This is a genomic window from Variovorax sp. RTB1 (assembly GCF_035018765.1).
Lineage (GTDB): Bacteria > Pseudomonadota > Gammaproteobacteria > Burkholderiales > Burkholderiaceae_C > Variovorax.
In genome coordinates this window covers 111,544-135,567 of the sequence record NZ_JASJXG010000002.1, presented here as the reverse complement: position 1 = coordinate 135,567, position 24,024 = coordinate 111,544, and the positions used below count along the sequence as shown (strand labels likewise).

Genomic DNA, 24,024 nt, shown 5'->3' with positions numbered 1-24,024 from the left:
TGTTGCTGATAGCATGCAACCACTCGCAAATATTTCCAATCGTTACAACCGACAGGACCGTAACTTGACCGACTTGGGATCGCTTTTTCGCCGGCAGCCTGCGCCACTGCTTGGCTTGGACGTCAGTTCGTCCAGCGTCAAGCTGGTAGAACTCGGTCGCGATGCCACCGGGAAACTGGTGCTGGAACGTTGCGCCATCGAACCGCTGGAACGCGGATGGATCACCGACGGCAACGTCGAGAAGTTCGACGAAGTTGCTGAAGCCGTGCGCCGCGTGGTCCGTAAAAGCGGCACCCGCACTAAAAACGTCGCACTGGCTTTGCCGCCTTCTGCCGTGATCACCAAGAAGATCGTACTTCCGGGCGGTATGAGCGAGCAGGAACTCGAACTGCAGGTCGAGTCCGAAGCTAACCAATACATTCCCTTTTCCCTAGACGAAGTTAGTCTTGACTTCTGCGTGATGGGGCAGAGCGCCAACTCCACGGGAGACGTCGAGGTGCTCATCGCGGCATCCCGCAAGGAGAAAGTACAGGATCGTCAGGGTCTGGCAGAAGCTGCCGGCCTGAAAGCAATGATCCTGGATGTCGAGTCTTATGCTTCTCGCCTTGCAACTGCAAGGTTGATCGAGCAGTTGCCCGGTCAAGGCCGCGACGCCGTCGTCGCGCTGTTCGAAGTCGGCGCGTTCACTACCAGCATGCAGGTGCTTCGGAATCAGGAAGTGCTGTATGACCGGGATCAGGCTTTCGGCGGCGCTCAACTCACTCAATTGATCGTGCGGCAATACGGTTTTTCGGCAGAAGAGGCTGAAACCAAAAAGCGCAGCGGCGATCTGCCTGACGACTACGGTTCCGGCGTGCTCCGGCCTTTCGTGGCCAGCATTGCGCAGGAAATTGCGCGGGCGCTTCAATTCTTTTTCACCAGTACGCCGCACAACCGTGTCGACTACGTACTTTTGGCCGGCGGTTCGGCTGCTTTGCCCGGCTTGACCAGTGCCGTCACCCGTCAAACTTCGTTTGCATGTTCGTTGGTCAATCCCTTCGACGGCATGGAAATCGGCGCAAATATCAGGGAGAAGAAGGTGCGTCGTGAAGCGCCCTCCTACCTGACTTCTTGCGGTTTGGCGATGCGGAGGTTCTTGCAGTGATTTTGATCAACCTGCTTCCGCACCGCGAAGCGGCTCGCAAACGCCGGAAAGAGACCTTCTACGCCTCGCTGGGCGCGGCTGCTTTGCTCGGCGTGCTGCTTGCCGGCGGCGCCTACGTTTGGTACCAAACGCAAATTTCGGGTCAGCAGTCCAAGAACACGTATCTTCATTCCGAGATCACCAAGCTCGAAAGCGAGATCAAGGAAATCTCGACGCTCCAATCTGAAATCGCAGCACTGCGCGCGCGGCAGACCGCCGTAGAAGATTTGCAGGGCGATCGCAATCTGCCGGTGCATCTGCTCAACGAATTGGTCCGCCAGTTACCGGATGGGGTTTACCTCACCAGCATGAAGCAGGACAACCAGACGGTGACGTTGCAAGGCATGGCGCAGTCGAACGAACGCGTCTCTGAACTGCTGCGCAACCTGGGCAACAACAGCCCCTGGCTTGTCAAGCCGGAACTGGTCGAAATCACGTCCGCCAGCGTGAACCTCACACCGCGCGACCAGCGTCGGGTGGCTAACTTCACCATGCGCATCGGCGTCAAGCGACCGACCGATGTGGAAAAGGGCGCACCTGGCGCACCAGTGGCATCGGCCGCTGCAAAGGGGTAGGAAGCCATGGCAACACGACGCCCCACACGCAATATCGATTTCGCCGCTTCCATGCGGCGGTTCGGTGATCAGTTTCGCGGACTGAACCCTAACGATCCTTCGATGTGGCCATTAGCGCCACGCTTCGCGCTGTTCATTGCGGTGGTCATCGCCGTGCTTGCGGCGCTCTGGTTCGTCTGGCTGACAAACTCAAATGACGAGTTGGAGGCAGAGCGCGCGAAGGAAGTGGCTCTGCGCGTCGACTTTCAAAAGAAGGTCGCACTGGCAGCAAACCTCGACCTTCTTAAAAAGCAGCGCGAGCAGGTCCAGCAATACGTGACGTTGCTTGAGAAGCAGCTGCCCAGCAAAGCTGAAATGGACGCTTTGTTGTCGGACATCAACCAAGCCGGATTAGGTCGAAGTCTTCAGTTTGAGCTGTTCCGCCCTGGGCAAATCGTAGTGAAGGACTATTACGCTGAACTGCCTATCGCGCTGAAGGTGACCGGGCGCTATCACGATATGGGCGCCTTTGCCGCCGACGTCGCCAACCTGTCTCGCATCGTGACGCTGAACAATCTGGCGATAACGCCGCAGAAAGATGGCGGGCTCACCATGGACGCCACTGCGCGTACGTTCCGCTACCTGGATCCTGACGAGCAGGCTTCCCAACGCGCTGCCGCCGCAGCTGCAGCAAAGGTCAAGAAATGAGCGCGCGTGCCTTGCTATGCATAGGTGCCGCGGCGTTTGCGCTTACGGCATGCGGCAACTCCGACCGGGACGATCTTCAGCGCTGGATGGCGGAGCAGCGCGCGCAGGTCAAGCCGACCGTGCCGCCGATTTCCGAGCCCAAGAAATTCACCCCGCAGGCCTACACAGAGGCGGCTTCGTTCGAGCCTTTTAATATACAGAAGCTGACGCAGGCTTTGCGTCGCGATTCGAGCCAGCCGAGCAGCTCGGGCTTGATCGCACCGGAGCTCTCCCGTCGGAAAGAATCGCTTGAAGCGTTTCCGCTGGATTCGATGGCGATGGTCGGTAGCCTGACCCGCAATGGGCAGCCGGTTGCGCTCGTGAGCGTTGACAAGCTGCTTTACCAGGTGCGTGTGGGCAATCACCTTGGCCTTAACTACGGCCGCATTACCAATATCAGTGAAACCGAACTCGGCCTGCGTGAAATCGTGCAGGACGCCGCCGGTGAGTGGATCGAACGCGTGGCGAAGTTGCAGTTGCAAGAGAAGGCAAAATGAACCGACAAAAAACAGTGCTTGCTCGGTGGCTGCGCGCCACCAGCGTGACCCTCGTGGCGCTTGGAGTGGCTGCCATCGCGCAAGCGCAAAACGCTATTGAATCGATCACAAGTTCGGTCCAGTCGGGCACGGAAGTCATCCGCATCGATTTGACCCAGCCGCTGTCGGCGGTGCCAACCGGCTTCGTCATCCAGGCGCCTGCGCGCATTGCGCTTGATTTCCCGGGCATCACCAATGCCATCGGTCGTTCCACTGTCGATGTCAACCAGGGTAACTTGCGTTCTGTGAACGTTGTCCAGGCAGGCGATCGGACGCGTCTGGTTATGAACCTCAAGCAGGCGACCGCATACAAGACCGAGATCCAGGGCAAGTCCCTGATCGTGTCGCTCGAGCCGGTGGCAGGTACCGCATTGGTTGCTTCGACCCAGTCGTCGTTCGCTGAGAACCGCAACCGCGACATGGTGCCGCTGCGTGATGTCGATTTCCGGCTCGGCGCCGACAACACAGGGCGTGTGATCGTCGATCTGGCGAACAACCAGGTCGGCGTCGACATCAAGCAGCAAGGCAAGAACCTGGTGGTCGAATTCACCAAGTCGACGTTGCCTGAAGGCCTTCGCCGTCGCCTCGACGTGTCCGACTTCGGTACGCCGGTACAACTCATCACCACCCAACAAGCCGGCGATCGTGTTCGCATGGTCATCGAGCCGCGCGGCGAGTGGGAGCACAGCGCCTACCAGAGCGAGAACCAATTTGTCGTCGAAGTGCGTCCCCGCAAGGTCGACCCGACGAAGCTGACGCAAGGTGTGGGCTACAACGGCGAAAAACTGTCGCTGAACTTCCAGAACATCGAAATTCGCTCGCTACTCCAGGTTATCGCGGACTTCACGAACTTCAATATCGTGACGTCGGATTCGGTGACCGGCGCCCTGACGCTGCGTCTGAAAGACGTGCCTTGGGACCAAGCCCTCGAAATCATCATGCAGGCCAAGAACCTGGGCATGCGCAAGAACGGCACCGTGCTCTGGATCGCGCCGAAAGACGAAATCAACGCCAAGGAGAAGGTGGAGTTCGAAGCCAAGGCGGCGATCGAAAATCTCGAACCGTTGCGCACGCAATCGTTCCAGCTGAACTACACCAAAGCGGTGGACTTGCAAGGACAGATCACCGGTTCGGGGTCGGCAAGCGGCGGTTCTGGTTCTAGCAGCGCGCGCCTGTTGACAGCGCGCGGCAGCGTGATTGCCGAGCCGCGTACCAATCAGCTGTTCGTGACCGATATTCCGGCGCGGTTGGCTCAGGTCGCTGAAATGATCACCAAGCTGGACATTCCGGTTCGCCAAGTTCTGATCGAAGCACGGATCGTCGAAGCATCCGACACCTTCGGCAAATCGCTTGGAGTGCGGCTCGGTGGTGGCATCGGTGGCGGCGTTGTCGGATCAAACAACGGCAATCGCGTTTTCGGCAACCTCGGCGTGGGGCCGACCGTGACGCCTGCGACCGCGACCACTGCTGGCAGCGCGCTCACTACGTTCACCAATTCGAACTTCATCAATTTGCCCGCGACCAGCCCCAGCGGTACTGGCAATGCACCCGGCACCTTCGCCATCTCCCTCTTCAACTCCAGCTTCTCCCGGATGCTGAACCTGGAAATCTCCGCGCTCGAAGCCGACGGCAAGGGCAAAGTGGTGTCCGCTCCCCGCGTCGTGACCGCCGATCAGACCAAGGCGCTGATCGAGCAAGGCACAGAACTGCCATATCAAGTGGCGACGTCCAGCGGTGCGACCTCGATCGCTTTCCGAAAGGCGAACTTGAAGCTCGAAGTGACGCCGCAGATCACGCCGGAAGGCAACATCATCCTGACGCTCGACGTCAACAAGGACACGGTCGGACAGGCGACGACCGCCGGTTTCGCGATCAACACCAAGCACGTGCAGACGTCGGTGCTGGTTGAGAACGGCGGCACTGTGGTGATCGGTGGTATCTTCGAACTCACCGAATCCAACGATGAATCGCGCGTACCGGTGCTCGGTGAAGTGCCCTACCTTGGCGCACTGTTCCGTACGCGCAATCGCGTTGCAAACAAGACCGAAATGCTCGTCTTTATCACCCCGAAGATGATTACCGACCGCAACGCCGCGCGCTGATCGCGCGCAGCGTCAGCCGACCCGCGTGGCGGTCGCATTCGTCGGTCTGCCCGGCGCCGGAAAATCCGCAGTAGGACGGCGCCTGGGTCAGCGCTTGCAGCTCCCTTTCGTCGACACAGACCAGGTTATCGAGCACCGCATCGGCTGCTCGATTCGCGAATTTTTCGATCGTGAAGGCGAAGTCGCTTTTCGGGACATCGAACAACAGGCGATTGCCGATCTGGCTGCGAACGCACACGGCGTGCTGGCCACGGGCGGTGGTGCTGTGCTCCGCGAAGCCAATCGAACGCAGCTGCGCGATCATTTTCACGTCATCTATTTGCGTTCTTCGCCCGAGGATTTGTTTCGCAGACTGAGACACGACGTCAAACGCCCTTTGCTGCAGGTTGCCGATCCGCTGGGACGGCTCCGTGAATTGCATGACGCGCGCGACCCCCTGTATCGAGACACCGCGCACGATGTCGTGGACACGGGCAGACCATCGGTTGCAATGCTGGTCAACATCATCGTGATGCAGCTGGAACTTGCCGGCATCGTCATCCCGGAGCCCCAGCCTCAGATCGCGCCGCCGCTTTGACGCGTTGCCGTCACCTCTACACTCGGGGCCATGCCACAGACAGCACTTCGTGACCGTGTCGAGATCGATCTCGGCGACCGCAGCTACCCCATCCTGATTGCTGCCGATCTGCTCGACGAACCCGATGCGTTCGACGCAGCGCCCGTCGCTTCGATGGCGTTGATCGTCACCAATACGACGGTTGCGCCGCTGTATGCCGCCGCCTTGAAAACGACGCTCTCGAAGCGCTACTGCAGGGTCGAGACGCTCGTATTGCCTGATGGCGAAGTGCACAAGGATTGGGCGACGCTCAATCTCATCTTCGACACGTTGCTCGGGCACGGCGCCGATCGCAAGACCGTGCTGTTCGCGCTCGGCGGTGGTGTCGTCGGCGACATGACCGGCTTTGCCGCAGCGAGCTACATGCGCGGCGTGCCGTTTGTCCAGGTGCCGACGACGTTGCTGGCGCAGGTCGATTCGTCGGTGGGTGGCAAGACTGCCATCAACCATCCGCTCGGCAAGAACATGATCGGCGCGTTCTACCAGCCGCATCTGGTGCTCTGCGACCTTGCCACACTGCAAACGCTACCACCGCGCGAACTGAGCGCCGGGTTGGCGGAGGTGATCAAGTACGGTCCGATCTACGACATGGTGTTCTTCGACTGGATCGAGGCCAACGTCGATGCGCTGGTTGCGCTGGAGCCGGCCGCGCTGGCTCATGCGGTCAAGCGCAGTTGCGAGATCAAGGCCGAAGTGGTGGCGCAGGACGAGCGTGAAACAGGCCTTCGGGCAATTCTCAATTTCGGTCACACCTTCGGTCATGCGATCGAGTCCGGTCTGGGATACGGCGAGTGGCTTCATGGCGAAGCGGTTGGTTGCGGCATGGTGATGGCAGCCCATCTTTCTCACAAATTGGGAGGCGTCGACGCAGCGTTCGTCGCGCGACTCACCCGCTTGATTCTGCGAGCCGGCTTGCCGATCACAGGGCCGGCCCTGGGGGCAGAGCGCTACCTCGAACTGATGCGCGTCGACAAGAAATCGGAAGCCGGCGAGATCCGGTTCGTGGTCATCGACACGCCCGGCTCAGCCAAAGTGGCCGCTGCGCCTGAAGCCATGGTGCGCGAGGTGCTTGCTCAATGTTGCGAGGCCTGATCGCGCCTTACGCCTGCGACCCGGCGCAGTCGCGTGGCCGGCTGCATGACGAGCCACCAGCGCCCACGCGCGATGACTTTCAGCGTGACCGCGACCGCATCGTGCACTCCACCGCGTTCAGGCGGCTGGTCTACAAAACACAGGTGTTCCTGAACCACGAGGGCGATCTCTTTCGCACCCGCCTCACGCACTCGCTCGAAGTCGCGCAATTGGGACGCTCCATCGCGCGTGCACTCCAATTGAACGAAGACCTTGTCGAAGCGATCGCGCTGGCGCACGACCTTGGCCACACGCCCTTCGGCCATGCTGGTCAGGACGCGCTCAACGACTGTATGCGGACGCATGGCGGCTTCGAGCACAACCTGCAAAGCCTGCGCATGGTCGACACGCTCGAACATCGCTATCCGCAGTACGACGGGCTCAACCTCAGCTTCGAGACACGCGAGGGCATCCTCAAGCACTGCTCGCGCGCCAACGCCGAACGCATCGAAGCCGAAGAGCCCAATGGTGTGGCCCGGCGCTTTCTTGACGGCACACAACCCGCGCTTGAAGCGCAACTCTGCAATCTGGCCGACGAGATCGCCTACAACGCGCACGACATCGACGACGGAGTCCGCTCGGGACTGATCACCGTCGAAAGCCTGGCCGAGGTCGAACTGTTCGAGCGGTATCGGCGAGAAGCGCTGCAAGAACATCCGCAACTGCACGGACGGCGCGTGCTGTACGAGACGATTCGACGGATGCTTAGCGCGCAGGTCTACGACGTCATCGACGCAACCAAAGCTGCGCTCGCTGCTGCGACACCGGCCGATGCGGACGCCGTGCGTCGCGCTTCACCGTTGGTGCGGTTCAGTGAGCCGATGCGTGCGCAATCGATTCAACTCAAGCGGTTTTTGTTCGCTAACTTGTATCGTCATGCGCAGGTGACTGCGACCTCGGAGCGCGCCCAGGCGGTGGTACGCGGACTGTTCGCGGCCTACCTCGATCGCGCGGACGACATGCCTGAATCGTTCGCCGCCCGTACCGATCGCCATCGTGCCGTGGCGGACTACATCGCCGGCATGACCGATCGCTTCGCGATGCGCGAGCACGAGCGCCTGACCGGACAGCGATGGATGGCGTAGCGCCCGCCAACGTTCCGACGGCGCGCATACCTGCAGCAGCGTTCGCGGTGATCGCGGCCGGTGTGGGCGCAGCGCTTCATCTCGGCAAGCTTCCGCCGGCAGTGCCCGCGCTTCAGGCCACGTTCGGCATAGGTCTTGTGGAAGCAGGCTTTATGTTGTCTTCGGTGCAAGCTGCCGGCATGACTTTGGGGCTGCTGGTCGGGTTAGCCGCCGACACGATCGGACTGCGACGCAGCATGCTGATCGGGTTGCTCGTCGTCACTCTTGCCAGCATCGGCGGCGGCTGCGTGACGCCGGGGCCGTACGCGCTGCCGTTGCTTATGGTGCTGCGCGCATTGGAAGGCATCGGCTTTCTGCTGACGGTGATGCCCGCGCCTGGGCTCATTCGGGCCGTCGTCCCTGCCGGCCTAGAGAAGTTGGCGATGGGTTTTTGGGGCGCCTACATGCCGTTGGGGGTCGCTCTCGCGTTGCTGCTAGGTCCGATGCTTATCGCGTCGATGGGATGGCAAGGCTGGTGGTGGGCTTTGTCCGCCGTTTCAGCATGTGCTTGTGTCTGGGTTTGGCGGTCGGTGCCGGCCGATCGCGCGATCGCTGCGGTCGGCGCGCAAGGCGGCCCACGTTGGACGTCGCGGCTCGGCGAAACCTTGCGCGCCGCAGGCCCGCGCCGCGTTTCGCTCGCCTTCGCCGTGTACTCGTCGCAGTGGATCGCGGTCATCGGTTTCCTGCCGGCGATCTATGCAGAAGTCGGCGTGCCGGCGGGTTGGAACGCGGTGCTGACTGCTCTGGCGGCAGCGATGAACATCATCGGCAATCTGGTCGGCGGACGTCTGCTGCAGCGGGGCGTCGAGCCCGCGTTCGTGTTGCGATTTGGCTTCGGAACCATGGCGGTCGCCGGCATCGTGGCGTTTGCCCAATGGGGCCACGGCGTCGACGCAGTGGTGTTGCCGCCGGCAGTTCGGTATGCGGCGGTGTGCCTCTTTTCGCTCAGCGGTGGGGTGGTGCCGGCGACGCTTTTCATGCTTGCCGTGCGAGTGGCGCCCAGCCCCACGACGATTTCCACGACGGTTGGCATGATGCAGCAGGCGTCGGCGCTCGGCCAGTTTCTTGCACCGCCCGTCGTGGCCTGGTTGGCGCATCGCGTCGGGGGATGGCAATGGACGTGGGCCGTCACGTTGGCGTGTTCGGTGGTGGGCATCGTGCTGGCGGCCAGGCTAGGCAGCCCACGCACTTCGATGGGTGCGGCGTGAGCGTCCCATGGGTACCCATCATCGTGACATGAGCATCGCTGCCACAATCCCAGGGACGCAGGCAGAGGCCGATACGCGACACTGGCTCGAGCGGGCTGTCATCGGGCTCAACTTGTGTCCTTTCGCGAAGGCGGTGCACGTCAAGGGGCAGATCCGGTACGTCGTTTATTCGGCAGGAAACGACGATGCCGGCTTGATGGAAGCGCTGATGCGCGAGGCGGCGGAGCTGGCGAAATGCGCGCCCTCCGAGCGGGACACCACACTTTTGATCGCACCCAACACCTTGGTGAATTTTTTGGACTTCAACGATTTCACGCAGCGTGCCGAGCGCCGACTGGCGCGGGCCGGTTTCGACGGCGAGCTTCAGCTCGCGAGCTTTCATCCGCTCTTCGAGTTCGCGGGGGCTGCGCCGGACGACATCGCCAACGCCACCAATCGCGCGCCGTATCCGACGCTGCATCTGCTACGTGAAGAGAGCGTGAGTCGCGCCGTCGATGCCTTTCCCGAGGCGGACGCCATCTTCGAGCGAAACATTGAAACGCTGACAACGCTTGGGGCTGAAGGATGGGCTGCGCTCGATGTCGGCCCGGGAGGCTCATTCCGATGAGCACCTTTGTCAAAGCCGCTGGTGCGCACAAGACAGCGAAGGTCGGGAAAGCAGCGAAGGCCGAAGCGGATGTGCTTCAAGAGCTGCGCCCTGGGCAATCGATCGAGTTGCTGAAAGAGCTCCACATCCTGACCCGCGAAGGCCGGCTGAACCAGGATTCGCGGCGCAAGCTCAAGCAGGTGTATCACCTGTTCCAGTTCATTGAAAAACTGCTGCGGGAGTTGCCGGATGGCGGCGCGCATGCAACGCTGGCAGACCATGGTGCCGGCAAGTCTTACTTGGGTTTCATCGTCTACGACCTTTTCTTCAAGGCGCTTGGCGACGGTCACGTGTATGGCATCGAGACGCGTGCGGAGCTTGTTGAAAAGTCACGCGTGCTGGCCGCTCAGCTCGGCTTCGGACGCATGTCTTTTCTCAACCTGACTGTGGCCGAGTCGACCGAATCTCTTGCGTTGCCCGACCGCATCGATATGGTGACCGCGCTGCATGCGTGCGACACCGCGACCGACGATGCCATCGCCTTCGGACTGGCCAAACAAGCGGCCTTCATGGTGCTGGTGCCGTGCTGTCAGGCCGAGGTGGCCGCATGCCTTCGCGAAACGAAAGCGCTGTCGCTCTCGCGCACGCCGCTCGCCGAGCTCTGGCGCCACCCGCTTCACACACGCGAGATCGGCAGCCAGCTCACCAACGTGCTGCGCTGCCTGCTGCTGGAAGCCCATGGCTATCAGGTCACCGTGACCGAATTGGTCGGCTGGGAACACAGCATGAAGAACGAACTGATCATCGCGCGCCGCACCGGCCAATTCAAAGCCAGTGCAGCGGAGCGATTGAAGGGATTGCTGGGCGAGTTCGGCCTGTCGTCGTTGCTCGAAACTCGTTTTCGGCTGCCCTGAACGCGCGCTATGGCACGGCTGCCTCGACTCACGCTGGCGGACCTTCCGCACCACGTGATCCAGCGTGGCAACAACCGGCAGCCCATCTTTACGGACCGCATCGATCGCGAGCGACTGCTCGCACTCGTGGCGGAGGCTGCCCCGCGATTGGGCGTGGCGTTGCATGCGTACGTGTTGATGGACAACCACTTTCATTTGCTGCTCACGCCTTCGACCGTCAGCGGTCTGCCACAGCTGATGCAGGCTGTGGGCAGAGGCTATGTGCGTTGGTTCAACAACCGGCATGGCCGCAGCGGCACCTTGTGGGAAGGCCGATATCGGTCGACCGTCATTCAGCCCGAGCTTTGGCTGATGAGATGCATGGCCTACATGGACCTCAATCCATTGCGTTCGGGTGCGGCGATCGACGTCGCCGAATTTGCCTGGTCGAGCTACGGGCATTACGCTGGCCAACGGCATGACAAAGCGCTCACTCCGCCTCCGCAATACTGGTTGCTGGGCAACACGCCTTTTGCACGCGAGGCGGGTTATGTGGAACTGGTACGGCGGGGAATTTCGGCCTCCGAAGCCATGTCATTGACCGATGCTGCGTTACAAGGATGGGCATTGGGCGATGCGACGTTCGCCGAATCGTTACAGAAGACAACAGAGCGCCGTGTGATCAAGGCGAAGGCAGGCCGACCACTGCGCGAACCCCCACCTTAGAAGCGCCCGCGATGCATTCCCAGTATTGACCTGGATGCTATTATTTTTGATATGTCCCTTATTTAACTCGACAACACTTGTTTTTGAATAAATAGGAATCTGACCCCAAATAAAGTGTTTGGCATTGTTTGTGCATCGCAATATCCTCGACATCCCTGCGAAAAAAAATGAAGGAGCGCCCATGACCACGGACGACGAAATCAAGCATCTCGAACAACACGGTCTGTATTCGGCCTCGAATGAGCACGACGCCTGCGGCCTCGGCTTCGTCGCCCATATCAAGGGCGAAAAGCGCCACGACATCGTGACGCAGGCGCTCAAGATCCTCGAGAACATCGACCATCGCGGCGCAGTCGGTGCAGACAAGCTGATGGGCGATGGCGCTGGCATCCTGATCCAGATTCCCGATGCGCTGTACCGCGAGGAGATGAGCAAGCTGGGCGTGACGTTGCCACCGTATGGCGAATATGGCGTCGGCATGATCTTCTTGCCGAAAGAGCATGCGTCGCGCATGGCCTGCGAGCAGGAGATGGAGCGTGCCATCAAGGCCGAAGGCCAAGTGCTATTGGGCTGGCGCGATGTGCCGGTCAACCGCGAAATGCCGATGTCGCCGGCGGTCAAGAAGACCGAACCGATACTGCGGCAGGTGTTTATCGGTCGTGGCAACGACGTCATCGTGCAGGACGCGCTGGAGCGGAAGCTCTACGTGATCCGCAAGACCGCGAGCGCCAACATCCAGAACCTGGCGCTCAAGCACAGCACCGAGTACTACGTGCCGAGCATGTCGAGTCGCACCGTGGTCTACAAGGGCCTGCTTCTGGCCGACCAGGTCGGCACCTACTATTTCGACTTGCTCGACGAGCGCTGCATCTCGGCCATCGGCCTGGTACATCAGCGCTTTTCTACCAACACTTTCCCGAAGTGGCCCCTGGCGCATCCATATCGCTACGTGGCGCACAACGGCGAAATCAACACGGTGCGCGGCAACTACAACTGGATGAAGGCGCGCGAAGGCGTGATGGCCTCGCCGGTGCTCGGCCCTGACTTGAAGAAGCTTTATCCGATCAGCTTTGCCGGTCAGTCGGACACCGCCACCTTCGACAACTGCCTCGAGCTGATGACGATGGCCGGCTATCCGATCAGCCAGGCCGTGATGATGATGATTCCGGAGCCGTGGGAACAGCACACGACGATGGACGAGCGGCGTCGCGCGTTCTACGAATACCACGCCGCGATGATGGAGCCGTGGGACGGCCCGGCATCGATCGTCTTCACCGACGGCCGCCAGATCGGCGCCACGCTCGACCGCAACGGTCTGCGTCCATCCCGCTACTGCGTGACCGACGACGACCTGGTCATCATGGCCAGCGAGTCGGGCGTGCTGCCGATTCCCGAGCACAAGATCCTGCGCAAATGGCGCCTGCAGCCGGGCAAGATGTTTCTGATCGACCTGGAACAGGGTCGCATGATCGACGACGACGAGCTCAAGGCCTACGTCGTCAACACCAAGCCGTACAAGCAGTGGATCGAGAACCTGCGTATCAAGCTCGACAGCGTCGGCTCGACCACGACACCGGTGGAGATTCCTGTTAGCGCGGTATCGCTACTCGACCGTCAGCAGGCCTTTGGCTACACCCAGGAAGACATCAAGTTCCTGATGAGCCCGATGGCCCAGGCCGGCGAGGAGGCCATCGGCTCCATGGGCAACGACAGCCCGCTGGCGGTGCTCTCCAACAAGAACAAGCCGCTGTACAACTACTTCCGGCAGATGTTCGCGCAGGTGACGAACCCGCCGATCGACCCGATTCGCGAAGCCATCGTCATGTCGCTGGTGTCATTTGTAGGCCCCAAGCCCAACCTGCTGGACATCAACCAGGTCAACCCGCCGATGCGGCTGGAGGTGAGCCAGCCGATTCTCGACTTCGCCGACATGGCCAAGCTGCGCGACATCGAGCGGCACACCAAGGGCAAGTTCAAGAGCACGACACTCGACATTACCTACCCGGCCGATTGGGGGCGCGAAGGCGTCGAGGCCAAGCTCGCATCGCTCTGCGCCGAAGCGGTCGACGCGATTAAAAGCGGCAGCAATATTCTGATCGTCAGCGACCGCGCGGTCAGCCTGACGCAGGTTGCTATTCCTGCCTTGCTGGCGTCCAGCGCGATCCATCAGCACCTGGTTCGCGAAGGCTTGCGCACGACCGCCGGCCTGGTGGTCGAAACCGGCAGCGCCCGCGAAGTGCATCACTTCGGCGTGCTGGCCGGCTACGGTGCCGAAGCCGTGCACCCGTACCTCGCGATGGAAACGCTTGCGGCGATGCACGCTGATCTGCCAGGTGACCTGTCCGCAGAGAAGGCTGTTTACAACTACGTGAAGGCGATCGGCAAAGGCCTGTCGAAGATCATGTCCAAGATGGGCGTGAGCACTTACATGAGCTACTGCGGTGCGCAGTTGTTCGAGGCCATCGGCCTGAACAGCGACACGATCGGCAAGTATTTCACCGGCACTGCGAGCCGCGTCGAAGGCATTGGCGTCTTCGAGATTGCGGAAGAAGCGCTGCGCATGCATGCCGCCGCGTTCGGCGACGATCCGGTGCTGGAAAGCATGCTGGATGCCGGCGGCGAATACGCCTGGCGCACGCGCGGCGAAGAACACATGTGGAGCCCCGACGCGATCGCCAAGCTGCAGCACAGCACGCGTGCCAACAACTGGAGCACGTACAAGGAATACGCGCAGATCATCAACGACCAGAGCCGTCGCCACATGACTTTGCGCGGCCTGTTCGAGTTCAAGCTCGATCCGTCCAAAGCGATTCCGGTGGAAGAGGTCGAATCGGCGGCCGACATCGTCAAGCGCTTTGCCACCGGCGCGATGTCGCTGGGCTCTATTTCGACCGAAGCTCATTCGACGCTGGCCGTCGCCATGAACCGCATCGGCGGCAAGAGCAACACGGGCGAGGGTGGTGAAGATCCGAACCGCTATCGCAACGAGCTCAAGGGCATCCCGATCAAGCTGGGTGACACGCTGAAAAGCGTGATCGGTGAGGCCAACGTCGAAGTCGACTTGCCGCTGCAAGCCAACGATTCGCTGCGCTCGAAGATCAAGCAGGTGGCATCGGGCCGCTTCGGCGTCACGGCGGAATACCTGACTTCGGCCGATCAGATTCAGATCAAGATGGCGCAAGGTGCCAAGCCGGGCGAGGGCGGCCAGTTGCCCGGCGGAAAGGTGACCGAGTACATCGGCAAGCAGCGGTATTCGGTGCCGGGCGTGGGCCTGATCTCGCCGCCGCCGCATCACGATATCTATTCCATCGAAGATCTGGCGCAGCTGATTCACGACCTGAAAAACGTCGCACCGCACGCCACGATCAGCACCAAGCTCGTGAGCGAAGTGGGCGTGGGCACGGTCGCGACCGGCGTGACCAAGTGCAAGAGCGATCACATCGTGATTGCCGGGCACGACGGCGGCACCGGCGCATCGCCGTGGTCATCGATCAAGCATGCAGGCGGCCCGTGGGAAATCGGCCTGGCCGAAACCCAGCAGACGCTGGTGCTGAATCGCCTGCGCGGCCGGGTGCGGGTGCAGGCCGATGGCCAGATGAAGACCGGTCGCGACGTCGCGATCGGCGCGCTGCTGGGTGCCGATGAGTTCGGTTTTGCCACCGCGCCGCTGATCGTCGAAGGCTGCATCATGATGCGCAAGTGCCACCTGAACACCTGTCCGGTGGGCGTGGCCACGCAAGATCCGGTGCTGCGCAGGAAGTTCTCTGGCAAGCCTGAACACGTCGTCAACTACTTCTTCTTCGTCGCAGAAGAGATGCGCCAGATTATGGCGCAACTGGGCATGCGCACGGTCAACGAAATGATCGGCCGCGCCGACCTGCTCGACATGAAAAAGGGCATCGCTCACTGGAAGGCCAGCGGCCTCGATTTCAGTCGGCTGTTCGCGCTGCCGAACGTGCCGGCCGACGTGCCGCGTTTCCATGTCGAGAACCAGGACCACGGGCTGGAGCACAACCTCGACACCAAGCTCATCGAGAAGTCGCGTGCGGCCATCGACAAGGGCGAGAAGGTGCAGTTCATCGAGGTGGTTCGCAACGTCAACCGCACGGTTGGCGCCAAGCTGTCGGGCGCGCTGACGCGGGTGCATCCTGAAGGGTTGCCGGACGATTCGATCCGCATTCAGCTCGAAGGCACGGGCGGGCAATCGTTTGGCGCGTTCCTGGCGCGCGGCATCACGCTGTACCTCATCGGCGATGCCAACGACTACACCGGCAAGGGCTTGTCGGGCGGACGCATCGTGGTGCGGCCAAGTCTCGATTTCCGCGGCGAAGCGGTGCGTAACACCATCGTCGGCAATACGGTGATGTACGGCGCCACGACCGGCGAGGCCTACTTTTGCGGCGTGGGTGGCGAACGCTTCGCGGTGCGGCTTTCGGGCGCGACCGCAGTGGTCGAAGGCACTGGCGACCACGGCTGCGAGTACATGACTGGCGGCACGGTGGCGGTGCTCGGCAAGACCGGCCGCAACTTCGCGGCCGGCATGAGCGGCGGTGTGGCTTTCGTCTATGACGAAGACGGCCAGTTCGCTTCGCGCTGCAACATGGCGATGGTCACGCTCGAAAAGGTGCTGACCACCGCCGAGCAGACCGCGACCATCAAGCGCTCGATCTGGCACAACGGCATCACCGACGAAGCGCAACTGCGCAAGCTGCTCGAAGAGCACCACCGCTGGACCGGCAGCAAGCGCGCGCGCGAACTGCTCGACGACTGGCCGATGGCGCGCAGCAAGTTCGTGAAAGTGTTCCCGAACGAATACAAGCGCGCGCTCGGCGAGATCCACGACCGGAAGTTGGAACTCGCCAGCAGCGGCAACAACGCGCAGGCGGGGCTCGAATCCAAGGCGGTTCGCACGCCGGCCGCGGTCTGACGCGCAAGCACACAGACCACGACACGATCCATAAAAAAGACAGGACAGCACGATGGGAAAGATCACTGGCTTCATGGAGCATGAGCGCATCGAAGAGGGCTACAAGCCCATCGACGAGCGCGTCAAGCACTACAAGGAATTCGTCGTCGCCCTCACGCCCGACGAGGCCAAGGTGCAAGGCGCTCGCTGCATGGACTGCGGTACGCCGTTCTGCAATAGCGGCTGCCCGGTCAACAACGTCATTCCGGACTTCAACGATCTGGTGTACCGCAACGACTGGAAAAACGCCTTTGCGGTGCTCGACTCGACCAACAACTTCCCCGAGTTCACTGGCCGCATTTGCCCCGCGCCGTGCGAGGCCGCCTGCGTGTTGAATGTGAACGACGACCCGATCGGCATCAAATCCATCGAGCACGCCATCATCGATCGCGCATGGGACGAAGGCTGGGTCAAGCCGCGTGTGGCCAAGCACAGGACCGGCAAGAAGGTTGCCGTGGTTGGCGCCGGCCCGGCCGGACTGGCTGCGGCGCAGCAGTTGGCACGCGTTGGCCATGACGTGACGCTCTTCGAGAAGAACGACCGCATCGGCGGCCTGCTGCGCTATGGCATTCCGGACTTCAAGATGGAGAAGACGCACATCGATCGCCGCGTCGAACAGATGAAGGCCGAGGGCGTGACCTTCCGCACCAGCGTCGTCATTGGCGCTGCGAAGGAGCCGATGGGCAAGGGCTCGAAGGTTGTCAACCTGGCCAAGGAAACCGTCACGCCCGAGCAGCTCGACAAGGAGTTCGACGCGGTGCTGTTGACCGGTGGATCAGAGCAGTCGCGCGATTTGCCGGTGCCCGGCCGCGAACTGGACGGTATTTATTTCGCGATGGAATTCCTGCCGCAACAAAACCGGGTCAATGCGGGTGACAAGGTCAAAGGTCAGCTGCGGGCCGATGGCAAGCACGTCATCGTGATCGGCGGCGGCGACACCGGCTCAGATTGCGTCGGCACCAGCAATCGTCATGGCGCGGTGAGCGTGACGCAATTCGAAGTCATGCCACAGCCGCCGGAGGAAGAAAACCGGCCGATGACGTGGCCTTATTGGCCGATCAAGCTGCGCACCAGCTCCAGCCACCAGGAAGGGTGCGAGCGCGAGTTCGCTATCTCGACCAAGGAATTCATCGGCGAAAAAGGAAAGATCACCGGTCTCAAGACCGTCCGCGTGGAATGGAAGGACGGCAAGATGGTCGAAGTCGCGGGCAGCGAACAGATTCTGAAAGCCGATCTTGTATTGCTGGCGATGGGCTTCGTCAATCCGGTGGCCAATGTGCTCGACGCCTTCGGTATCGAAAAAGACGGACGCGGCAATGCCAAGGCCACGGTCGATTTCACGGGCGGCTACGCCACTAACGTGCCCAAGGTGTTCGCTGCAGGCGACATGCGGCGCGGGCAGTCGCTCGTGGTGTGGGCGATTCGCGAGGGTCGCCAGGCGGCAAGATCGGTCGATGAATTCTTGATGGGGTTCAGCGACTTGCCACGTTGAAGTCATTGCTCTCGCTGTAGCTGCAGTACAACGGTTGTCCCCTTATCATGGGGGAAACCCCACGCCGGAATGTCTGAAGAGACGCCCGGCTTTTTTTATTAAATGGACCCTGTTCCGCCCCCTCTCGTCGAATTCCGCGAAGTCGTCTTCGGCTACGGCACGCGTCCGATTCTCGATGGCGTCTCTTTCGAGGTGCCACGCGGCAAGGTCACGGCATTGATGGGGGCTTCGGGCGGTGGCAAGACCACGGTGCTCAGGCTGATCGGTGGTCAGTTGCGGGCCCAGCGCGGCCAAGTGCTGCTCGATGGCAAGGACGTCGGCTTGATGAAAGCCGATGCGTTGTATGCGGCGCGGCGACGCATGGGCATGCTGTTTCAGTTCGGCGCACTTTTTACTGACATGAGCGTGTTCGACAACGTCGCCTTCCCGATCCGCGAACACACGCGGCTCACAGAGGCGTTGATCCGCGACATCGTGCTGATGAAGCTCGACGCGGTCGGCCTCCGTGGCGCGCGAGATTTGATGCCGAGCGAGGTGTCCGGCGGGATGGCTCGGCGCGTGGCGCTGGCCCGCGCTATCGCTCTGGATCCCGAACTGGTGATGTACGACGAGCCGTTTGCCGGTCTCGACCCGATTTCGCTCGGCACCGCGGCGCGCCTGATTCGGAGTCTGAACGACACTTTGGGGCTGACCAGCATCGTCGTGTCGCACGACCTCGACGAGACGTTTCGCATCGCCGACCACGTGATCGTGCTGGCCAACGGCAAGATCGCCGCGCAGGGCAGTCCGAGCGACGTTCGCCAGAGCGCCGATTCGCTGGTGCACCAGTTCGTCAACGCGCTGCCCGAGGGTCCGGTGCATTTTCACTATCCCGGTGTCAGTGTCGAAGAAGACTTCGGCCAGGTGAAGGGCGAACCGCTATGAGTTGGTGGAAACCTTCCGACATCGGTTTTGCGGTGCGCAGCAAGCTGGCGAACTTGGGCTACGGTGCGCGGCTCTTCCTGCGCCTGCTGTTCCAGGGCGCGCGCAGCCTTCGTCGCTTCGGCCTCGTTCGCGACCAGATCCACTTTCTCGGTAACTATTCGCTGGCCATCATCGGCGTGTCCGGCTTGTTCGTCGGCTTCGTATTGGGCCTACAGGGCTACTACACGCTGCAGCGCTACGGCTCCTCCGAGGCGCTCGGATTGCTGGTCGCCTTGTCGCTGGTACGCGAGCTCGGTCCGGTGATCGCCGCACTGCTTTTCGCGGGCCGCGCCGGCACGTCGCTTACGGCTGAAATTGGTCTCATGAAGGCGGGCGAACAACTGAGCGCGATGGAAATGATGGCGGTCGATCCGGTGCAGCGCATCCTGGCGCCGCGCTTCTGGGCGGGCGTGATCACCATGCCGTTGCTCGCCGCGGTATTCAGTGCCGTCGGTGTCGGCGGCGGCTATGTGGTGGGCGTGCTGATGCTCGGCGTCGACCCGGGTGCTTTCTGGGGCCAGATGCAGGGCGGCATCGATGTCTGGCGTGACGTCGGTAACGGCGTGATCAAGAGCATCGTTTTCGGCTTCACGGTCACCTTCATCGCGCTGCTGCAAGGCTTCGAGGCGCAGCCCACGCCTGAAGGCGTCTCGCGCGCCACCACCCGCACCGTGGTGGTGGCTTCGCTGGCCGTCCTCGGGCTCGATTTTCTGCTGACGGCAATGATGTTCAGCATCTAGTAGGACTACATCAATGCAACGCTCTAACAAAGATATATGGGTCGGGCTCTTCGTGCTGATCGGCGCAGCGGCGCTGCTCTTTCTTGCACTGCAATCGGCTAACTTGCTGAGCCTTAACTTTCAAAAGACATACAGCGTCACGGCCCGCTTCGACAATATCGGTGGCCTCAAACCACAAACGGCGGTCAAGAGTGCCGGGGTAGTGGTCGGGCGCGTCGAATCGATCACGTTCGACGACAAGAACTTTCAGGCAAGCGTGACGCTTGGGTTACAGACCCGCTACAGTTTCCCGAAAGACAGTTCCCTCAAGATTTTGACGAGCGGTCTGCTGGGTGAGCAATACATCGGGATTCAGGCCGGCGCAGACGAGAAAAATCTCCAGGCAGGCGACACGATCACCGACACGCAGTCGGCCGTCGTGCTCGAGAACCTGATCAGCCAGTTTTTGTTCAGCAAGGCGGCAGATGGAAACACATCGCCAGCAGCTCCAGCGACCCAAGCGACTCCAAATAAAAAATGAAAACTACGATTCAACCGCGAAACGCTACGACAAATGCGGCGCGCTTCGCCCAATGGGCGATTGCTGCCGTCGTGCTTGCGTCGACGTTCGGTTGTGCGACTGTCAGCGGCCAGGCGCCGAATCCGATCGACCCACTCGAGCCGTTCAACCGAAGCGTTTTCCGTTTTAACGAAGGCGTCGACCGCGCTGTGCTCCGCCCTGTTGCGACGGCTTACCGCGACACACTTCCGCTGATGGTGCGCACCGGTGTCAGCAACTTCTTCGGCAATCTCGGAGACGTCTGGAGCCTGGCAAATAACGTGATGCAGCTCAAGCTGCAAAACAGCGCCGAGACTTTCATGCGTCTTAACGTCAACACCATCTTTGGTCTGGGTGGCTTGCTCGACATCGCCTCGGAAGCCGGCATCGAGCGTCATCGCGAAGATTTTGGGCAGACACTTGGGCGCTGGGGTGTTCCGACGGGGCCCTATGTGGTTTTGCCGTTGCTTGGCCCGTCGACGGTCCGCGATACCGCCGCGTTGCCTGTCGATCACTATGGTGATGTGCTGTCGGTCGTGCATGACATTGGCGCACGAAACTCGCTCTACGCCTTGAGAGTCGTCGACGAGCGCGCCACTTTCTTGCGAGCCGGTCAGATGCTCGACGAAATAGCGCTCGACAAGTATTCGTTTACGCGGGACGCGTTCATGCAGCATCGTCGCAGTGAAGTCTCGGGTGGCGGCGCCTCGGGCGGTGATGGCGAGTAGGCCGAAAAATGGCCACTGGCAATTCCTTTGTGCTTTGCATCCGTTTACAAGCAATGGCGATTGCCCTGGGGAACCCTGTAGTCGGCGCCTCGCTCCAAACCGTTTCGACAGCTACACAGTTATTTTGCACAGACTGAATCAAATGAAATCCACCACCATATTGCAGCGCAGAACTCTTGGGCAATTCGTGCTGGCCGGCGCGCTGCTGCTGGGCGGCGCATTGGTTGCCGTATCGTCCGCTCGGGCCGCGGATGAGTCGCCCGATGCGCTTGTCAAGCGCATTACCGCCGACGTCCTCGACACGATCAAAGCGGACACGTCGATCAAGGCGGGCGACACACGCAAGATCATGGCGCTGGTCGACAGCAAGATCATGCCGAATCTCGACTTCCAGCGCATGACCTCGTCGGCGGTCGGACCGGCTTGGCGTCAAGCCACCCCTGAGCAGCAAAAGCGGCTGCAGGATGAGTTCAAGTTGCTGCTGGTCCGTACTTACGCTGGCGCGTTGGACCAGGTGAGCGATCAAACCGTGACGATTCGCCCGTACCGTGGCTCGCCGGACGACAAGGAAGCACTGGTGCGTACCGAAGTGCGTGGCCGTGGCGATCCGGTTCAACTCGACTACCGCCTGGTGCGCACGCCGGGCGATGGCAGCGGCTGGAAGGTCTACAACCTGAATGTTTTGGGCGTCTGGCTGGTGGATACGTACCGCACCCAGTTCGCCGAGCAGATCAACAGCAAGGGCATCGACGGTTTGATCGCGACGCTGGCGGCACGCAACAAGACCGACGCCAAGAGCTGATATCGCCACCGCTTCAAACACATGATGCTTGTCCTGCCCTCCAAGTTGACCCAAGAAGAGGCGCCTGCGTGCATGCGCATGCTGCAGCAGGGCATGGCAGGGCAGTCGGAGCCCGGCACGGCGACAGTCATCGATGCCAGTGCGCTGTCGCATTTCGACTCGTCGGCGATCGCGGTGCTGCTCGAATGCCGTCGTGAAGCCAGCGCGCTCGGGCGCGGTTTTGCCGTCAAGGGGCTCTCGTCCCGCTTGCGTGAACTGGCCTCGCTCTACGGCGTTGCCGGCCTGTTGCCTGCCGCTCCCTGAAGTGGTGCCTGTGGTCGATTAAGCGCCGTGCTGCCCCTACGGCGCCCCAGAATCGCGCCGACCCGTAAAATCATGGGCTCCCCATGCCAGCGATCTCCTTTCAATCGGTCTCCAAGACCTACCCTCCCTCCCGTCTACAGCGCGCTCAAGGCAAACCCGGCTTGCGCGCGGTCGACGATGTTAATTTCCAGATCGAAGAGGGCGAATTCTTCGGCCTCCTGGGCCCGAACGGTGCGGGCAAGACGACGCTGATCAGCATGCTCGCCGGGCTTTCGCGCCCGACGACAGGCAGCATCAGCGTCCGCGGCTTCGACGTGCAACGCGACTTTGCCGATGCGCGACGTCAGCTCGGCGTCGTGCCGCAAGAACTCGTCTTCGACCCGTTCTTCAATGTGCGAGAGTCGTTGCGCATTCAGTCGGGCTACTTCGGCATCAAGAACAACGACGCCTGGATCGACGAGCTGTTGCAGAGTCTTGGTCTGGCCGACAAGGCGACCGCAAACATGCGCCAGCTCTCAGGCGGTATGAAGCGTCGCGTGCTGGTGGCTCAGGCGCTGGTGCACAAGCCTTCCGTGATCGTGCTGGACGAGCCCACCGCCGGTGTCGATGTCGAGCTGCGCCAGACGCTCTGGCAGTTCATCGCCAAGCTCAACAAGCAGGGCAGCACTGTGCTGCTCACCACGCACTACCTCGAAGAAGCCGAAGCGCTATGCAATCGCATCGCGATGCTGAAACAGGGCCGTGTGATTGCGCTCGATCGCACCAGCGCACTTCTCAGTTCGGCGGCCAGCAACGTGCTGCGTTTCAAGACGGATGCGTCGCTGCCTTGGGCCATCGCCCAACACGCCCGCATCACGGGGCGCATCGTGCAGTTGCCTGCGCAAAACGCGCACGAAGTGGAACAACTGCTGACCGCGATCCGCGAAGCCGGCGTGGCGGTGGAAGACGTCGAGATGCGCAAGGCCGATCTTGAAGACGTGTTCATCGACCTGATGGCGGGCGAGCAGGCGCCGTTGGAGGTGGCGCGATGATCGCCGTCACCGGTTGGCACGCGTTGCTATACAAGGAGGTGCTGCGCTTCTGGAAGGTTGGATTCCAGACGGTCGGGGCGCCTGTTCTCACCGCGGTGCTTTACCTCATGGTGTTCGGCCACGTGCTTGAAAACCACGTTAAGGTTTATGGCTCCGTCAGCTACACCGCGTTCCTGATTCCGGGTCTGGTGATGATGAGCGTGCTGCAAAACGCGTTCGCCAACAGTTCGTCGTCGATCATCCAGAGCAAGATTATGGGCAGCATGGTGTTCGTGTTGCTGACGCCGCTGTCGCACTGGGGCTGGTTTTTTGCTTACGTCGGTTCGTCGATCATCCGCGGCTTGGCAGTGGGGCTCGGCGTTTTCATCGTGACCATCTTCTTCGCCATGCCGCAGTTCGCAGCGCCAGTGTGGATCCTCGTGTTCGCGTTTTTAGGCTCGGCGATGCTCGGAACACTCGGTTTGATCGCTGGCCTGTGGGCCGAGAAGTTCGATCAAATGGCTGTGTTCCAGAACTTCCTCATCATGCCGATGACCTTTTTGTCGGGAGTGTTTTATTCAATCGGATCGCTGCCGCCGTTCTGGCAGGCCGTCAGTCACCTCAATCCGTTTTTCTACATGATCGACGGCTTCCGCTACGGCTTTTTCGGCGTGAGCGATGCGTCGCCTTGGCTCAGCTTCGGCATTGTCGGAGTCGCTTGGCTCGTCGTGAGCGCGATCGCCGTCAATCTGCTGCGCATTGGTTACAAAATTCGGGGCTGAGCAAGATGACATCCGATGAACTTCAATCGATCATTCAATCAGGCTTGCCGTGTGAGCACATCGCGCTGGAAGGTGACGGCCGTCACTGGTATGCCACCATCGTGTCGGCGGAATTCGAGGGCAAGCGCGCCATCCAGCGACATCAGCGCGTCTACGCCACCCTCGGTGCGAAAATGCACACCGACGAAGTGCACGCACTGTCGATGAAGACTTTCACGCCGACCGAATGGGCGGCGTCGCAAACATAGCGGCTGGCTTTTGACGGCCATCCAATGGCCCTGATTTTTTCGCTGG

General features: G+C 61.2%; 23 protein-coding genes. All 23 read left to right on the top strand.

The features are described from left to right. Positions 1-64: 64 nt before the first annotated feature. The 23 genes from QN397_RS02110 (at position 65) to QN397_RS02000 (ending at position 23,978) form a co-directional block, all read left to right on the top strand. Positions 65-1,144: a pilus assembly protein PilM gene (locus tag QN397_RS02110; RefSeq protein WP_187054894.1), complete on the top strand. Its 1,080-nt coding sequence runs from the start codon at positions 65-67 to the stop codon at positions 1,142-1,144. Then, positions 1,141-1,758: a PilN domain-containing protein gene (locus tag QN397_RS02105; RefSeq protein ID WP_323494698.1), complete on the top strand. Its 618-nt coding sequence runs from the start codon at positions 1,141-1,143 to the stop codon at positions 1,756-1,758. Before QN397_RS02110 ends, QN397_RS02105 begins: the two co-directional genes overlap by 4 nt. Before the next feature lie 6 nt (positions 1,759-1,764). After that, a complete protein-coding gene (locus tag QN397_RS02100) occupies positions 1,765-2,445 on the top strand; it encodes a type 4a pilus biogenesis protein PilO (protein WP_323494697.1) in 681 nt (226 codons plus the stop codon). Further along, positions 2,442-2,981, top strand: coding sequence for a pilus assembly protein PilP (locus QN397_RS02095; RefSeq protein WP_323494696.1), 540 nt, complete (start codon positions 2,442-2,444; stop codon positions 2,979-2,981). The genes QN397_RS02100 and QN397_RS02095 overlap by 4 nt, the downstream gene beginning before the upstream one ends. Then, positions 2,978-5,122, top strand: a complete 2,145-nt coding sequence (gene pilQ / locus QN397_RS02090) for a type IV pilus secretin PilQ (protein WP_323494695.1) — start codon at positions 2,978-2,980, stop codon at positions 5,120-5,122. The genes QN397_RS02095 and pilQ overlap by 4 nt, the downstream gene beginning before the upstream one ends. Positions 5,123-5,147: 25 nt before the next feature. Continuing rightward, positions 5,148-5,699 (top strand): shikimate kinase, encoded by a 552-nt coding sequence (locus QN397_RS02085; protein WP_323499914.1) that lies wholly within the window; start codon positions 5,148-5,150, stop codon positions 5,697-5,699. 30 nt (positions 5,700-5,729) lie between these two features. Beyond that, complete coding sequence (aroB, locus tag QN397_RS02080; protein WP_323499913.1) at positions 5,730-6,830, top strand: 3-dehydroquinate synthase; 1,101 nt, start codon at positions 5,730-5,732, stop codon at positions 6,828-6,830. Further along, complete coding sequence (locus tag QN397_RS02075; protein WP_323499912.1) at positions 6,815-7,954, top strand: deoxyguanosinetriphosphate triphosphohydrolase; 1,140 nt, start codon at positions 6,815-6,817, stop codon at positions 7,952-7,954. The genes aroB and QN397_RS02075 overlap by 16 nt, the downstream gene beginning before the upstream one ends. Continuing rightward, positions 7,942-9,201: an MFS transporter gene (locus QN397_RS02070; protein ID WP_323499911.1), complete on the top strand. Its 1,260-nt coding sequence runs from the start codon at positions 7,942-7,944 to the stop codon at positions 9,199-9,201. The genes QN397_RS02075 and QN397_RS02070 overlap by 13 nt, the downstream gene beginning before the upstream one ends. Positions 9,202-9,229: 28 nt before the next feature. After that, positions 9,230-9,808 (top strand): DUF1415 domain-containing protein, encoded by a 579-nt coding sequence (locus QN397_RS02065; protein WP_323499910.1) that lies wholly within the window; start codon positions 9,230-9,232, stop codon positions 9,806-9,808. Further along, on the top strand, positions 9,805-10,701 hold the full coding sequence (locus QN397_RS02060; RefSeq protein WP_323499909.1) for an SAM-dependent methyltransferase: 897 nt from the start codon (positions 9,805-9,807) through the stop codon (positions 10,699-10,701). Before QN397_RS02065 ends, QN397_RS02060 begins: the two co-directional genes overlap by 4 nt. A gap of 9 nt (positions 10,702-10,710) precedes the next feature. Continuing rightward, the gene (locus QN397_RS02055; protein ID WP_323499908.1) at positions 10,711-11,406 is read left to right on the top strand and encodes a transposase; all 696 of its coding nucleotides are present in this window, start codon (positions 10,711-10,713) and stop codon (positions 11,404-11,406) included. Between the two features lie 181 nt (positions 11,407-11,587). Continuing rightward, entirely contained in the window at positions 11,588-16,333 is a 4,746-nt protein-coding gene (locus tag QN397_RS02050) for a glutamate synthase-related protein (RefSeq protein WP_323499907.1), read from the top strand. A 52-nt stretch (positions 16,334-16,385) separates the two neighbouring features. Next, complete coding sequence (locus QN397_RS02045; protein ID WP_323494687.1) at positions 16,386-17,864, top strand: glutamate synthase subunit beta; 1,479 nt, start codon at positions 16,386-16,388, stop codon at positions 17,862-17,864. A 102-nt stretch (positions 17,865-17,966) separates the two neighbouring features. Next, positions 17,967-18,788 carry an ABC transporter ATP-binding protein gene (locus QN397_RS02040; RefSeq protein ID WP_323494686.1) on the top strand — a complete coding sequence of 274 codons (822 nt, stop codon included), beginning with the start codon at positions 17,967-17,969 and terminating at the stop codon, positions 18,786-18,788. Next, positions 18,785-19,567, top strand: a complete 783-nt coding sequence (gene mlaE, locus QN397_RS02035) for a lipid asymmetry maintenance ABC transporter permease subunit MlaE (RefSeq protein WP_323494685.1) — start codon at positions 18,785-18,787, stop codon at positions 19,565-19,567. Before QN397_RS02040 ends, mlaE begins: the two co-directional genes overlap by 4 nt. 13 nt (positions 19,568-19,580) lie before the next feature. Then, positions 19,581-20,087: an outer membrane lipid asymmetry maintenance protein MlaD gene (mlaD, locus tag QN397_RS02030; RefSeq protein WP_323494684.1), complete on the top strand. Its 507-nt coding sequence runs from the start codon at positions 19,581-19,583 to the stop codon at positions 20,085-20,087. Continuing rightward, on the top strand, positions 20,084-20,833 hold the full coding sequence (locus QN397_RS02025; RefSeq protein ID WP_323494683.1) for a VacJ family lipoprotein: 750 nt from the start codon (positions 20,084-20,086) through the stop codon (positions 20,831-20,833). Before mlaD ends, QN397_RS02025 begins: the two co-directional genes overlap by 4 nt. Positions 20,834-20,975: 142 nt before the next feature. Then, on the top strand, positions 20,976-21,635 hold the full coding sequence (locus QN397_RS02020) for an ABC transporter substrate-binding protein (RefSeq protein ID WP_323494682.1): 660 nt from the start codon (positions 20,976-20,978) through the stop codon (positions 21,633-21,635). Positions 21,636-21,659: 24 nt separating this feature from the next. Next, positions 21,660-21,938 carry an STAS domain-containing protein gene (locus QN397_RS02015; protein ID WP_323495005.1) on the top strand — a complete coding sequence of 93 codons (279 nt, stop codon included), beginning with the start codon at positions 21,660-21,662 and terminating at the stop codon, positions 21,936-21,938. 83 nt (positions 21,939-22,021) lie between these two features. Then, positions 22,022-22,969: an ABC transporter ATP-binding protein gene (locus tag QN397_RS02010; RefSeq protein ID WP_323494681.1), complete on the top strand. Its 948-nt coding sequence runs from the start codon at positions 22,022-22,024 to the stop codon at positions 22,967-22,969. Then, positions 22,966-23,730, top strand: a complete 765-nt coding sequence (locus tag QN397_RS02005; protein WP_323494680.1) for an ABC transporter permease — start codon at positions 22,966-22,968, stop codon at positions 23,728-23,730. The genes QN397_RS02010 and QN397_RS02005 overlap by 4 nt, the downstream gene beginning before the upstream one ends. 5 nt (positions 23,731-23,735) lie before the next feature. Beyond that, positions 23,736-23,978, top strand: coding sequence for a BolA family protein (locus QN397_RS02000; protein ID WP_323494679.1), 243 nt, complete (start codon positions 23,736-23,738; stop codon positions 23,976-23,978). Positions 23,979-24,024: the final 46 nt, after the last annotated feature.